The sequence below is a fragment of the Luteolibacter ambystomatis genome (genome assembly GCF_018137965.1).
Lineage (GTDB): Bacteria > Verrucomicrobiota > Verrucomicrobiia > Verrucomicrobiales > Akkermansiaceae > Luteolibacter > Luteolibacter ambystomatis.
The window spans coordinates 2,346,386-2,359,431 of the sequence record NZ_CP073100.1; the positions used below are offsets into that span (position 1 = coordinate 2,346,386).

Annotated in this window: 8 protein-coding genes and 1 riboswitch; of the genes, 3 read left to right on the forward strand and 5 right to left on the reverse strand. The window is 64.6% G+C overall.

Annotated elements, in window-relative coordinates:
* Window positions 1–8: 8 nt before the first annotated feature.
* Genes KBB96_RS08980 through ygiD form a run of 3 tightly spaced genes read right to left on the reverse strand, consistent with a single transcriptional unit; the run spans window position 9 to window position 1,828 of the window.
* A complete protein-coding gene (locus KBB96_RS08980; protein ID WP_211634355.1) occupies window positions 9–749 on the reverse strand; it encodes a dienelactone hydrolase family protein in 741 nt (246 codons plus the stop codon).
* Between the two features lie 18 nt (window positions 750–767).
* Window positions 768–956, reverse strand: coding sequence for a DUF3008 family protein (locus KBB96_RS08985; RefSeq protein WP_211634356.1), 189 nt, complete (start codon window positions 954–956; stop codon window positions 768–770).
* A gap of 47 nt (window positions 957–1,003) precedes the next feature.
* The gene (gene ygiD, locus KBB96_RS08990) at window positions 1,004–1,828 is read right to left on the reverse strand and encodes a 4,5-DOPA-extradiol-dioxygenase (protein WP_211634357.1); all 825 of its coding nucleotides are present in this window, start codon (window positions 1,826–1,828) and stop codon (window positions 1,004–1,006) included.
* 252 nt (window positions 1,829–2,080) lie between these two features.
* Between ygiD and KBB96_RS08995 the strand changes: the two genes are divergently transcribed.
* A complete protein-coding gene (locus KBB96_RS08995; protein ID WP_211634358.1) occupies window positions 2,081–3,262 on the forward strand; it encodes a BaiN/RdsA family NAD(P)/FAD-dependent oxidoreductase in 1,182 nt (393 codons plus the stop codon).
* 166 nt (window positions 3,263–3,428) lie between these two features.
* Here the strand turns inward: KBB96_RS08995 and KBB96_RS09000 are convergent, their stop codons facing one another.
* Entirely contained in the window at window positions 3,429–3,893 is a 465-nt protein-coding gene (locus KBB96_RS09000) for a cupin domain-containing protein (RefSeq protein ID WP_211634359.1), read from the reverse strand.
* A gap of 131 nt (window positions 3,894–4,024) precedes the next feature.
* On the opposite strand from KBB96_RS09000, the gene KBB96_RS09005 reads away from it, so the two are divergent.
* Window positions 4,025–5,311 (forward strand): hypothetical protein, encoded by a 1,287-nt coding sequence (locus KBB96_RS09005; RefSeq protein ID WP_211634360.1) that lies wholly within the window; start codon window positions 4,025–4,027, stop codon window positions 5,309–5,311.
* A 201-nt stretch (window positions 5,312–5,512) separates the two neighbouring features.
* Here the strand turns inward: KBB96_RS09005 and KBB96_RS09010 are convergent, their stop codons facing one another.
* Window positions 5,513–7,585 carry an SPFH domain-containing protein gene (locus KBB96_RS09010; protein ID WP_211634361.1) on the reverse strand — a complete coding sequence of 691 codons (2,073 nt, stop codon included), beginning with the start codon at window positions 7,583–7,585 and terminating at the stop codon, window positions 5,513–5,515.
* 147 nt (window positions 7,586–7,732) lie between these two features.
* Window positions 7,733–7,917, reverse strand: a riboswitch (cyclic di-AMP (ydaO/yuaA leader).
* A 177-nt stretch (window positions 7,918–8,094) separates the two neighbouring features.
* Between KBB96_RS09010 and KBB96_RS09015 the strand changes: the two genes are divergently transcribed.
* Complete coding sequence (locus tag KBB96_RS09015; protein ID WP_211634362.1) at window positions 8,095–13,041, forward strand: two-component regulator propeller domain-containing protein; 4,947 nt, start codon at window positions 8,095–8,097, stop codon at window positions 13,039–13,041.
* Window positions 13,042–13,046 lie beyond the last annotated feature (5 nt).

Sequence of the window (13,046 nt, forward strand, 5' to 3'; positions counted from 1 at the left end):
TGTTTACCCTACCCCAGCTTCTCCGCAAAGAATCTGAGAAGCATCGCCATCCCCACGCGTCCGACCGCCGGGTTGTAACGCGGCCCTTCATCGCGCAGGAACGCGTGCGCCGCATTGAACTCGTGCCATTCGAAGTCGATGCCGTGATCCTCCAGCGTCTGATGGATCAGCCTGCGTCCTTCCACCGGCACATGCGGGTCCTGCCGTCCCCACGTGAACAGGAACGACGCCGTCGCGCTCTTCAACCGTTCCAGCGTGTCATCATTCCTCCCCGCACCCAGCGTGTGGCTGTGGATGTCCGTCGGATAAAACGCGCCCACCGCCGTCACGTCCGGATGAAATCCCGCGCGCACCGCCAGATGCCCGCCGAGACACACGCCGAAGCTGCCGACCTTTCCCGTGCATCCTTCGTGCGCTTTGAGAAAAGCCGCCACCACCGCCGTGTCCTCATCGTAGGACGCGATCTCCTTGGTGAACTTCAGTTCGTTCCCCCGATCCGATCCCGCCTGGTCATACGCCAGCACCGTGCCGAGCGGCTCGAACTCATGATACACCTCCGGCACCGCCACGATGTAACCCTCGCCCGCCAACGCCGCCGCCATGCGCCGGATCGGCCCCGTCACCTGGAAGATCTCCGAATAAAAGATCAGCGCCGGCCGGGCTCCCCCGCCCTGCGGGAGAAACAGATGCACCCGCATCGGGCCGCGGGTCGTGGTGAGATCGGCATGGGATTCTGCAAGCACCGTCATGATGCCAGCAGTCTCCGCTCAGCCGTCCTTCTTTTTCAACGGCAATCGCTTCCTTTTCGTCGATGCCATTTCCTTGAGTTGCTTCCTGCTCATGGTCTCGAACATCTCCTTCGATGCGCCCTTGAGCTTCGATTCCGGCGTCTCATGCTTCTTCGCCGAGAGCGCTGCCCCGGCGGCCATCTGCTGCTTCTTCGAGGTTGCCTTCATGACGGAAACGTCCGTCCGTTTCCAACAAAGACAACCTCGGAAAATCCTCACGCCGCCTCGAAGCAGCGCATCGAGATGCTGCCATTCTGGAAGCTCTCATGCGTGAAGCGCACCTGCTCGCCCGGCAACATCGCGCCAAGCGTGTAGAGCATCGGCAGGTAGTGGTCGTTCGTCGGCACCGCGAGGCGCGCGGTTTCACCAAGCTTCGCGTAGCCGGACAACGCCGCGTGATCGCCCTGCTCCAACCGGTCCTTCACCCACGCGTCGAACTCCAACGCCCACGACGGCACGCTCGGATCGCTCTCGTCCCACGAGATCCGCCGCAGGTTGTGGACCACATTGCCGCTGCCGAGGATGAGAACGCCGCGCTCGCGCAGACGGCGCAGTTGTTTCCCCAGCTCATGATGCCACGCGGGCGGCTTGTCGTAGTCGATCGACATCTGGAACACCGGCACCGTCGCATCCGGCCACAGATGATGGAGGATGCCCCATGCGCCATGATCGAGTCCCATCTCATGATCCTCATGGATGCGGATCGAGGTCACCTCGTCCACCAGCCCCTGTGCGATCCTCGGCTGTCCCGGAGCGGGATAACGCAACCGGTACAGCTCCTCCGGAAACCCGCCGAAGTCATGGATCGTGGGCGGCGCGGGATTCACCGAAACGCGTGTCTCGCCCCGCGTCAGCCAATGCGCGGAAATCACCAGCACCGCCGCCGGGCGGCCGTGGCGTTCGCCCAGTTCCCGCAGCGAGCGCGTGAAGGCATTGTCACGGATGATGTTCATCGGGCTGCCATGGCCGATGAAGATCGCGGGCTGCCTGCCCGTCTTCGGAGCCAGCTCCACGGCGCTTTCCAGATCACGGAGATTCATGCCGCGAGACTACCCCCGCTCCCCCGATCCGGGAAATGCCTCCTCCTTGGCCTGAGCATGCAAAAAGTGATCACCCCTCTTCGTACGTAGTTCCTCCTTCAGGAGGGCGTCTGACGCATCGCCGCTCCACCCCGCCCTCCTAAAGGAGGAACTACATACCCCGCATCCATCTCTCCCTTTTTTCGGCTGGAAATCTTCATCGCCTAAAACCTCGACTCCCTTCCCACCTCCCCCCTACACCCGGGGCGGCACATGGAAATGGAGATCGCAATCATCGGAGGCGGCCCCGCGGGCCTGCGCGCGGCGGAAGTCGCGGCGCAGTCGGGCGCGCGCGTCACCGTCTTCGATGCGAAACCCTCCGTCGGCCGCAAGCTCCTCGTCGCCGGACGCGGCGGCCTGAACCTTACCCACGGCGAGGACTTCGAGGGCTTCATCACCCGCTACTCCGGCGCGGATCAGCCCGTCGGCTTCTGGCGTGGCGTCTTGGAAGCCTTCACCCCCGCCGACCTCGGCGCATGGGCCGCCGGACTCGGCATCGAGACATTCGAACAACGCACCGGCCGCGTCTATCCGCGTGAAATGAAAGCCGCGCCGCTGCTGCGCCGCTGGATTGAGCGCCTGCGCGGGCTCGGCGTCACCTTCCACATGAACCACCGCTGGACCGCGTTGCATCACGGCGCGCGCATCCGGCTCGGCTTCGATCAACGCGAATACGCATGCGATGCCGTCATCCTCGCCATGGGCGGTGCCTCGTGGCCCATCACCGGCTCCGATGGCGGCTGGGTGCCCGTCTTGGAAAACCTCGGCATCCGCGTGAATCCCCTCGTCCCCGCCAACTGCGGCTGGGAACACCCGTGGCCCGCCGAAGTGCTCGCCCTCGCCGAAGGCCAGCCGCTCAAAAACATCGCCGTCCGCGCGGGCGGCACCACCGCCACCGGCGAGCTCATGGTCACCGCCTACGGCATCGAAGGCGGCGCGATCTACCAGCTCGGAGCCGCCCTGCGCGCGATGCCGCAACCGGTGATCGAAATCGACTTCAAGCCCACCTTCACCGCGGACGAACTCGCACGGAAACTGGAGTCCGTGAAGCACGATCACATCACCTTCAGCCGCGAGCGTTGGAAGCTCTCCGCCGCCGCCCACGCCATCCTCACCCACGGCCTGCCCGCGGACCTCGATGCCACCACGCTCGCTCTCCGCGCCAAGGCCTGCCCCATTCCCCTCACCGCCCCGCGTCCCATCGCCGAGGCCATCTCCTCCTCCGGTGGCGTCTGCTGGAGCGAGCTCGATGCCTCGCTCATGCTCAGGAAACTCCCCGGCGTGTACGTCGCCGGGGAAATGATCGACTGGGAAGCCCCCACCGGGGGCTACCTCATGCAAGGCTGCTTCGCCACCGGCACCCACGCCGCCCGGGCAGCGCTGCAAAGAAGTTGAGGCTTCAGCCACCACGTAGCTGAAGTGGTAACACTTCAGGTGGGGAGGAGATGCGAAGTCTCCCGCATATCCAGTCTCCTCCCGATCCCCCCCGATGCAACGCCCGGGCATCCGGGTCAATCCACCCAGCCCGAAGTCTCACGACTCCGGCTACACAAGAGATCCCTCACACCGGCGGAAAGCTGATCCCATGCTCCGCCGCGATCGCGATCAGCGCGGGAAAATCCGGTGGCCCGCCCTTCTCGAATTCCGCCGCACAGCGCCCGAAGAACACCTCGAAGCCCGCCGGAGCCACATGGATGATCTGTTTCAACGGCACATCCCCGATGTTCCGGAACGTGTGGAACGAATTCTTCGGCATATACACCGTCGTCCCCGGTCCGGCTTCCGTCCACACGCCATCCAGGAAAAACTCCGCGCGGCCTTCCAGCACATGGAACCACTCGTCCTCATTCGCATGGATGTGCGGCGGCGGCCCTCCGCCCGGCGGCGTGATCGCCGTGAACATCGCGAACCGCCCGCCGGTATCCGCCCCATCGAGATGCACATGCAGCTCATCCCCGAAAGCGCGGATCACACGGCCTTTCCCCGGAGGGACCAACGCTGGCAAGGGATCGGCATTCGTGCTCATCACCCCGCCATCTAACAAACCCACCATCGCTTTGCAACGCACCTTTCCTCCTTCTTCCTTTCGTGACCCTTCGTGTCTTTCGTGGTTCCTCCCCTGACAAAACCCGCCCCCTTCCACGTAACACCCCATCCATGAAAACCCTCTTCCCCTTCCTCTGTCTCGCTGCGGGTCTCGCGCATGCCGCACCGGCCCCACGGCCGCCGATGAAGGACTTCCTCGGGCTCAACGGCCACACCGTCCAATTCAAGCCGGACCTCTACCGCCCCGTCTGTGGCGTGGTCCGCGACTACCATCCGGTGGAATGGGATCTCGGCAAGGAGACCTCCGCGTTGCCGAAGCTCCCCATGGCCAAGAACGGCGTCCCCTGGGACAAGGTCTACGGAAGCTGGAAGGACAAGCAGTGGACTATCGACGCCTGCCTGATGTTCGAGTCCATCCCGCGCGAACAATGGAAGGACATGCCCGCCGATGCCAAGGCCTACGGCCGCGCCTTCGCCAAGCAATTCGGCCCCTCCTCCGCCACCCCGCTGCTGGAGTCCGTGGAAATCGGCAACGAACCCGGCAAGTGGTCGGACAAGGACTACACCACCATGCTCCGCGCCATGGCCGAGGGTATCCGCGAGGGCGATCCGAAATTGAAAATCGCCACCTGCAATCTCACCACCGGCAAGAGCGGCGACTATGAAAAGAGCGTCACCACCATCGAGAACAACCTGCCGCTGGTGGACGTGCTGAACATCCACTCCTACGCCCAGCTCGAGAACTGGCCCACATGGAAACGCAGCTTCCCCGAGGACCCCGCGTTGAAGAAGTATCTCCCGGATATCGAGGCGTTGTGCAAGTGGCGCGATGAAAAGTGCCCCGGCAAACCGGTCTGGCTCACCGAATTCGGCTACGACAGCACCACCAAGCCCTCGCCCACCACCGGCGATTTCTCGAAGTGGGTCGGCGTCAGCGATCTACGGCAGGCACAGTGGTTGACCCGCTCCGTCCTCGTCTTCTCCGCCATGCCGCTCGACCGCGCGTATGTGTATTTCTTCGATGACAAGGACGAGCCGCAGCTCCACGGCAGCTCCGGCCTCACGCGGAACTTCCAGCCGAAGCCTTCCTTCCACGCGCTCTCGCATTTCCAGAAGGTCCTCGGCGACTACCGCTTCTCCCGCATCGTGAAGAACGAACCCGGCAAGGTCCGCCTCCAGGAATACCTCCACGCCACCGATCCGAAGAAAATCGTCTGGGTCATCTGGTCCCCCACCGGCGAGGACAAGTCGTTCCAACAAGCCATCCCGAATCTCCCCGGGAAACTCACCACCATCGAACGCATGCCGTTGGATGAGAAGACCGTCAGCATCCCCGTGAAAACACCGCTCACTGTCGAGGTCACCGAATCGCCGCTCTATCTCATGATGGAAAGGTAGGCGAAGCCTGAATTGTAGCCGAAAGCTCTTTCGGAATGTAGGGGGAAGCTCCGCTTTCCCTCTTCCGGGATCGGACGTCACCTGTCCTCCGGCTTCCACCCCATCATCCAGCCGCCCCCCGGATCGAAAGCAGAGCTTTCGACTACATTGCAAAAAAACGCCCGCAGGTCTCCCCGCGAGCGTCTTTGATTCAGAGCGCGATCAAGCCGCTTCCGTCTTCACCTCGGTGACCTCCGCGGCCACCGCGGGCTTCTCCTCCGGCGCGGCCTGATCTTCCTTCAGCGTGTCCCACGCCGTGAGCAACTGCATCATCGCTTGGAACACACCGGCCTGGGCACCGATCTGGCCGCCTTCGCCGCCACCACCCAGCATCACCAGTTTCTCAGGAACGAGCGGCTGCTTGCTGTCGGCCAGTTCCATCGCCACCAGGTTGAGCGCATACAGGCGGTTGTCGCCGAAGGCGGACACCTTCTGGCGGCTGACCTCGGCTTCCGCCTCACCGATCTGGGCGATGCGGGACGCCTCGGCCTCCGCCACCTGGCGGATGCGCAGCGCCTCACCATGACCGTTCAGCTCGGCCACGCGGGCCTGGCCTTCGGCGAGGGCGATCTCGCGTTTCGCCACACGTTCGGCTTCGGCGAGCTGGGCGGAACCGCGGTTCGCGGCCACCTGGATCTCGATCTGCGTTTCCGTGAGGTGGGTCTGGCGCGCGGCCACGGCCTGCGCCTCGTTCAGCTCGCGGAGCTGCGCGGCGGCCTCCTGCTGCTTCGCGAAGGTCTCCTTCTGCTCCTCGGCCAGACGGCGCTGGCGGAGCTGGTCGAACAGGCTGTCGATCGGGTCCTTGCCATCGTGGGCGCGGGCGCTTTCCGGGCGGCCGATCAGCACGGCCACGCAGTTGATGTCATAGCTTTCGAAACGGCGGCCCAGCTCCTCGGTCGCGCGGCGCTGGATCTCCTCGCGGTGCGTCAGCAGTTCCAGCATGTTGCTGCTCTGCGCCACGTCGCGGAAATAAGCGGTGAGGATCGGATCGAGCGTCTGGCTGATCAGGCGGTTCACGTCACCGAAGCGCTGCACCACGCGCGGAGCCTTCTGGTAGTCGATGTGGAGCACCAGGCTGAGCGGCAGCAGAGGCTCGTAACCGTCGGCGGTGATGAGCGGGATGCTGCTCAGGTGTTCGTCGTACTTGTGGTTCTCCGTCTGGCCGCTGATCCAGCGGAGTACGAAGTTCACCGTAGGAACAAGTTCCACCTTCAGCGCATATGGGTTCAGGGCGTACTTGCCCGGCGTGAGCGCCTGCTTCCACACCCCGCGGCGACCGGTTTCCACCTGCTCGCCGTAGCGGAAGTTCGAGCCCGTCACGTCGTCACCGCTGCCACCGAAGTAGCCGATGACCACGCCCACGTAGCCGATGGGGATCAGCGTCTTCGGCTTCAGCTCCACCGTGGCGAACCAGCGGTTGATGAAGTACGTGCCGTCCGTGAGCACCTGGAGCTGCTTGCCGCGTCGACCACCCAACGTCAGGAACGTTTCCGGGTCCTGGAAGTAATTGTGGCCGGAGCCGCCCTGCGGGTCGCGCACCTCGGGAGCGATCACCTCGCCCGCCTCCAGCGTGGGGCCGTCGTGCACGGTCATGACACCGATGTTGTCGGACTCGGAAAGTCCCGCACCCGGCAGCGGCGGCGAGCCCTTGCTGTTGGTCGGATCACCCACGATCACCGGCACGAAGCCGTTCTGGCGCTGCAGCTCCTCCAGCCAGTGCTGGGCCATGCGGTTCTCCTCGGCGGAGATCGGGCCGGTGTGCACGCCGGTCTCCGTGATCACCATGAACACGGCGGTGTTGATGGCATACACACCTTCACGCAGGATGCCGCGCTGGCGGCCGCGCTGGCCTCCGTTCTCCAGGAACGCCACCGCGTCCTGGAAGCCATTGCTGTCCGCGATGCGACCGAGCGTCTGCGAAGGAGGCAAGGGTCCGCCGTCACGCGCATACACGTAGCCGATGCGGCCTTCCGCCACGGTCACGAGCGGCACCTTGTGGATGTTGTATTTCCAGAACGGGTAGCCCACGTAGAGGCCACCACGCAGCACTTTCGCCTGGAAACCGGCCTCGCCCTTCACGGCGATGATGCGGCCCTCGCTGAGCGCGCCGCTGGCCGACCACATCTTCTCGATGATGCCGACACGGCGGTGGGGGATGTAACGCACCCCGAAGCCGAGGTAGATGATGATGGCGATCGCGAACAAAACCGCGATGCCGATTCCAATGCTGAACAATAAGCCAGCGATCATATGTGTCTCTCTTTCTGTCTCTCTATGGCCGGCCCCGCCTCCCTGCGGAAACGCAGAGGCCGGACCTATGTTGTTGCTGATATGAAGCAACGTTGGCCGCGGTCACCCACTTCGGGAGAAACAGCGAACAGACGCGCCTCACGGTGATGCCTACGGGGTTAGCTGTCGGGCTGGAGCCACCATGTGCTCCCGATACCGCAGGTATCGCATGCCCCTGAGACTGCCGGTGGCCCGGAAAACGATTCCGGATCGGTGGTCGGGATTGGTTCCCCCGTTGCCCCGGACCACGCGTCCAAGGCACTCGGCTGACGATGTCGTTCTCAAATTCAATTTCGAACTGACGGCAGTGTTAGGACGAGTGCCGACTCCACTCAAGAGGGCTGTTTATAACCCACCCCGGATGGTGGACATTCGATCCGATGGTGACAACGGGCACTTGTCCATCACCAGCCTGCCGCCGTAGGCTGGGATGCAATCGCTTCGAGAAACGCTTCATGATCCGCATCCTGATCTGCTGGTTCACCCTGATCGCAGGTGGCATGGCCTCGCCGCATGCGATCGCCATCTGGCGGGCGGGCTCGGGGCTGCCGCACCAGAACGTGCGGGCGATCACCCAAACTTCCGATGGCTGCATCTGGGTGGGGACCGCGGACGGTCTGGCTCGTTTCGATGGCGCCCATTTCACGGTCTATCGGAGCGACACCGTGCGCGACCTGGGCACAGCCCGGATCGAACGCCTGGCTGCGGGCGCGAGCGGACGCCTGTGGATCGGCACCGCGGATCGAATCCTGCTCAAGCACGAAGGAGGCATCTTCACCAGGGTGCTCGATCGCGGAGAGCCGCTGCTGGCAGCCGGTTTCGAAATACTGACCGAGGACAGGCAAGGCAGCCTGTGGATCACGACGCTCGGCGGCCGCATCCTCCGCCTTGAAGATGGAAAGCCGCGCGACATGAGCGCCGTGTGGAAGACCGGCGGCCAACTCCGGCTCGATGGTGACGGCCAGCCGGTGGTGAACACCCCCTCGGCCTTGTTCCGTTTGCGCGGAGATACCTTGGAACCCATCGCCGGACAACCAACCGGCGTGACACGTTATCTGGCCCCCGGATATGGAGGCTTCTGGATGGAGCAGGGCGGCCAGGTGCGACGGTGGAAGGAAGGACAGGGATTCGAGGTGGCCGCCTCACCGCGATGGGGCGCGCGCGATCTGACCTTCGGCATCGAGGACCACCGCCACCAGTTGTGGCTGGCCACTTCCGGGCAAGGGCTCCTGTGCTATGGCCCGGATGGTTCGGTGCACTCGCTGGATACCACTTCGGGATTCGCCGGAGACTTCGTGCAGGCCTTGTTCGAGGACCGGGACGGCAATGTGTGGGTGGGCACCGCGGGTGGCGGATTGGGGCGGATCTCGCCCGCGTGGTTCCAGGTGTTTGGGAAAAGCCAAGGCCTTTCCTCGGACCGCGCCACCGCCGTTTGCCAGGATGGCACGGGCACCATCTGGGTGGGCACGGCCGGGGACGGCATCAATCGGATCGATGCCAACGGAGCCCCCTCTCCGGGAGAGTTTCCCCAATTCGCCAGGCGCACGATCTCCACCCTCTCGGCCGGACCCGATGGAGTCGTCTGGGCGGGCTTTGGCGATGGCGGCCTGCAAAAGTGGCAGGATGGCAAATGGTCTCCGGCAGGCGGATGGCCGGAGGCCGGAGCAGCGGTGCAGGCGTTGTTGCTGGACCGGAACGGCAGCCTGTGGGTGGGCCAGAAAACACGCAACCGCCTCGCGCGGATCGCCAGTGACCGGGTGGTCGTTCTGGACCTGCCGAATCCCGTGGCGGTGGCGGACGTGCGCGCCTTCGCGCAGGACCGTGACGGCTCCATCTGGATCGGCACCGATGGCAGCGGCCTCTTCCGCCATCGGGACGGTGCCTTCACCCGCTACTCCATCCATGACGGGCTGCCCAGCGACAGCATCTGGTCCCTGCTGGCGTGCGACGATGGCTCCCTGTGGATCGGCACCGCGGGTGAAGGCATCGCCCGATGGAAGGACGGACGTTTCGCCACATGCGGCAAGGAGCAGGGCCTGCCGGAAAGCGTGATCTGCGCCATCCGCAATGACCATCAAGGCGGCATCTGGCTCACCGGCTACCAGGGCCTGTTCCGGCTGGATCGCGGCAGCCTGGAGGATAGTTTCGAAAAAGGGACGCGGGTGGCCCCGGTGGTCTTCGGCAGGGCGGACGGGCTCCCCGAGCTGCAGGGCGTGAGCAGCGGCTCCCCCTCCCTCCTCACGCCGGAGGGCCGGCTGTGGTTCGCAACTACGGCGGGCGCAGTAACAGTCGATCCGAAGGACCGCGTCCGCGAAGCGATGCCGCCGCCGGTCTTCATCGACAGCCTGGTCGTGGATGGCGTGGCCATGGACCCCGCCGGTCCGCTGTCCATCCCCGCGGGCCGCTACGACTTCTTCTCCACGAATGCCACGCGCCGGGCCTGCTACACCAGCAACTCGACGGAAAGCGGATCGGATGCCGTGCGGACCATCGCACTGGATCTGAGCGATCTCAACAACACGACGGTGGAGGGCCATGGAGCCACGCTGATGATGCGCGGAAAGATGACCATGCTGGTGGCGGAGCGGTGTTCCGGCCTGACGTTGAACAACCTCACCTTCGATTTCGCACGACCCACGGTCTCGGAATTCACCGCCATCGAAAAGCAGTCCACCTACTGGGTGGCCAGGGTCCATCCCCAGTCCACCTATCAGATCACCGGCGGCAACCGCGTGCTGTGGACCGGCGAGGACTGGAGCACCTACCACAACATGGTGCAGCACTACGATCCCGCCACCCTCACCACCTGGCGCGGCGGAGATCCCACCGCCTCCGCCACCGCCGTGACGGATCTGGGCAATGGCACGCTGCGCTTCGACGTGCCATCCGGTTCGCTCGCAAACGTCGTGGTCGGCCGCACCTACCAGGTCCGCAACACGACCCGCGACCAGGTCGGCATGTGGTTCAACCGCGGATCGAACCTCACCGTGCAGGACGTGAAGGTCCGCTCGATGCACGGCTTCGGCATGTTGTTCCAGTTCATGGATGGAGTGGGTTTGAAGCGCATCGAGGTGGCGCCGCCCTCCGGCAGCGGCCGCACCTGCGCCTCCGCCGCGGATATTCTCCACTTCTCCGGCTGCAAGGGACTCGTCAGCATCACGGACAGCAAGCTCACCGCCGCACAGGACGATGCGCTGAACATCCACGGCACCCACCTCCGCATCGTCAGCCAGCCCGCGGCCAACCAGGTCCGCGTCCGGTTCATGCACGCGCAGTCGTGGGGTTTCCAAGCGTTCATTCCGGGCGATCAGATCGAGTTCGTCCGCAAGGACACGCTGCTCTCCTACGGAAGCGCCAGTGTCACGGTCGTGGCCATGACCTCCGATCCCCGCGAACAAATCCTCACCCTTGATGCCAATGCGCCTGCGGGAGTGGTGCTGAATTCCGATGCGGTGGAGAACGTGACCTGGACGCCATCCGTCGAGGTCCTCAACTGCGACATCGCCCAGATCCCCACCCGCGGCTTCCTGCTCACCTCGCGGCGTCCCACCCTGATCCAGGGCAACCGCTTCTTCCGCACCCAGAACCCGGCGATCCTGGTCGAAGACGATGCCGCCGGATGGTATGAATCCGGGCCGGTGCGCGATCTCACGCTGCGCGGCAATTCGTTCTACGAATGCGGGGAAAACGTGGTCCAGCTCGATCCCCAGAACACCACCCACTCCGGCGCGGTCCACTCAAACCTCCGCGTCCGGGACAATATCTTCACCCTGAAAGGCACCGGCGGTGTCAGGACAAAATCCACCGACACCGTCTCCATCTCCGCCAACCGGTTCCGCCTCAACAACGGCACCTCTCCCGCCGCATCGAGCCTCGTCAGCACCACGAACACCACCAACCTCGCGATCGGCGTCAATACCACGGAGCCCTCCAGCGCACCCGCCATCCGTGTCACCAACGGCGACTTCGAAACCACCACCGGCAACACGGTCGTCCCCGGATGGTTCTCCTCCTCCACCACCGGACCGGTGATCCTCAACGATCCATCCGGCACCGGACATCTCGCGAAGCTCCCGGCGGGCACCGCGATCTATCAGGAAATCGGCCCCACCGATCCGGCGAAACCGAACCACTTCCAATGGACGCTCTCGCAGCGCGCGCTGTCCGGCCAGACCGGAGCGTTGCAGGTCTCCATCCACGTCTGGGACGCCCGCTTCACCGCCGCGGATGGCTCGGACATCTCGGTGATCCCCCCGCTGTATCAGATCACCATTCCCGCCTCCTCCGATGGCCTCCCGCATACCCGCGGTGGTGATGTGGACCTTTCCTCCCTGCCCGTCGGATCACGGGTGTGGCTGCGGATCGCCGCGCCACTGGCGGATGCCGCGGTGGATGCCATCAATGGCACCATGGGAGCCGCACCGGACACCAGCCACTATGCCTCATGGGCCTTCGCTTCCGGATTGTTCGACGCGGACACCGCGCCGATGGCGGACCCGGATCAGGACGGCCTGCCGAACCTGCTGGAGTATCTGCTGGAGGACTACGAACCGACCATCACCGACCCGGCGCCCTTCATCATCACCTACGACACGCTCACCGGGCTGCCCCTCTACGGCTACCGTCCGCGCGCGACGCAGGATGCGGAACTCATTCCCGAATACCAGTCCGGCAGCCTCGATGGCATCTGGCACACGGTCGTCAACGGAGTCGCCGGACTCACCCTCACGACCGATGGAACGGGAACGCGGTGGATCGGCGTCACCGCCCAGGCGGACTCAAAATCATTCCTGCGGCTGCGTGGAGCATTCCTGCCCTATCCGGCCCCCGTCGTGCAAAACCCGGGATTCGAGCTTCCCGATCAAACCGGACTCTCGCCCGCCTACTCCTCCAGTTCCCCCTCCGGCTGGACCTTCGCTTCCCCGGTGAACGGAGGCGTCGAGGAAATCCGTGACAATCGTTTCGGAACCAGCGGCCCGGAGGGCACACGTCTGACCGGCCTCGGCGGCCAGGGCGATCAGGTCGGCTATATCAATCTGGGCAGCTCCGGCACCGCCACGGCCTCCGCCACCTCGGCGTCCCCCGGCAATGTCGCCCCCAATACCACCTACACCCTCACCATCGCATTCGCCCAACGCGCCAGCGGTGACCGGCATCCCAACGGAAACTTCGGCCTGCTGGTCAATGGCACCTTTGTCGGCACCTTCACCACGATCACCGGCCAATCGCTCACCACCGGCTTCAACAACCTCACCTACACGTGGACCTCCCCCGGACCGGGAGATCCGATGATCGGGCAGCCGCTCCAGATCCGGATGAACTTCACCTACTCCACCGCCGCCGGAGGATGGCAGCAGGCACAGTTCGACAATGTCCGCCTGACCGCCAGCGCCGCTCCTTGAGAAAC

Coding starts and splice junctions, on each gene's coding strand:
- KBB96_RS09000 (WP_211634359.1), bottom strand. CDS start 3,893: ATGAGCACGAATGCCGATCCCTTGCCAGCGTTGGTCCCTCCGGGGAAA.
- KBB96_RS08995 (WP_211634358.1), top strand. CDS start 2,081: ATGGAAATGGAGATCGCAATCATCGGAGGCGGCCCCGCGGGCCTGCGC.
- KBB96_RS08985 (WP_211634356.1), bottom strand. CDS start 956: ATGAAGGCAACCTCGAAGAAGCAGCAGATGGCCGCCGGGGCAGCGCTC.
- KBB96_RS08980 (WP_211634355.1), bottom strand. CDS start 749: ATGACGGTGCTTGCAGAATCCCATGCCGATCTCACCACGACCCGCGGC.
- KBB96_RS09005 (WP_211634360.1), top strand. CDS start 4,025: ATGAAAACCCTCTTCCCCTTCCTCTGTCTCGCTGCGGGTCTCGCGCAT.
- KBB96_RS09015 (WP_211634362.1), top strand. CDS start 8,095: ATGATCCGCATCCTGATCTGCTGGTTCACCCTGATCGCAGGTGGCATG.
- ygiD (WP_211634357.1), bottom strand. CDS start 1,828: ATGAATCTCCGTGATCTGGAAAGCGCCGTGGAGCTGGCTCCGAAGACG.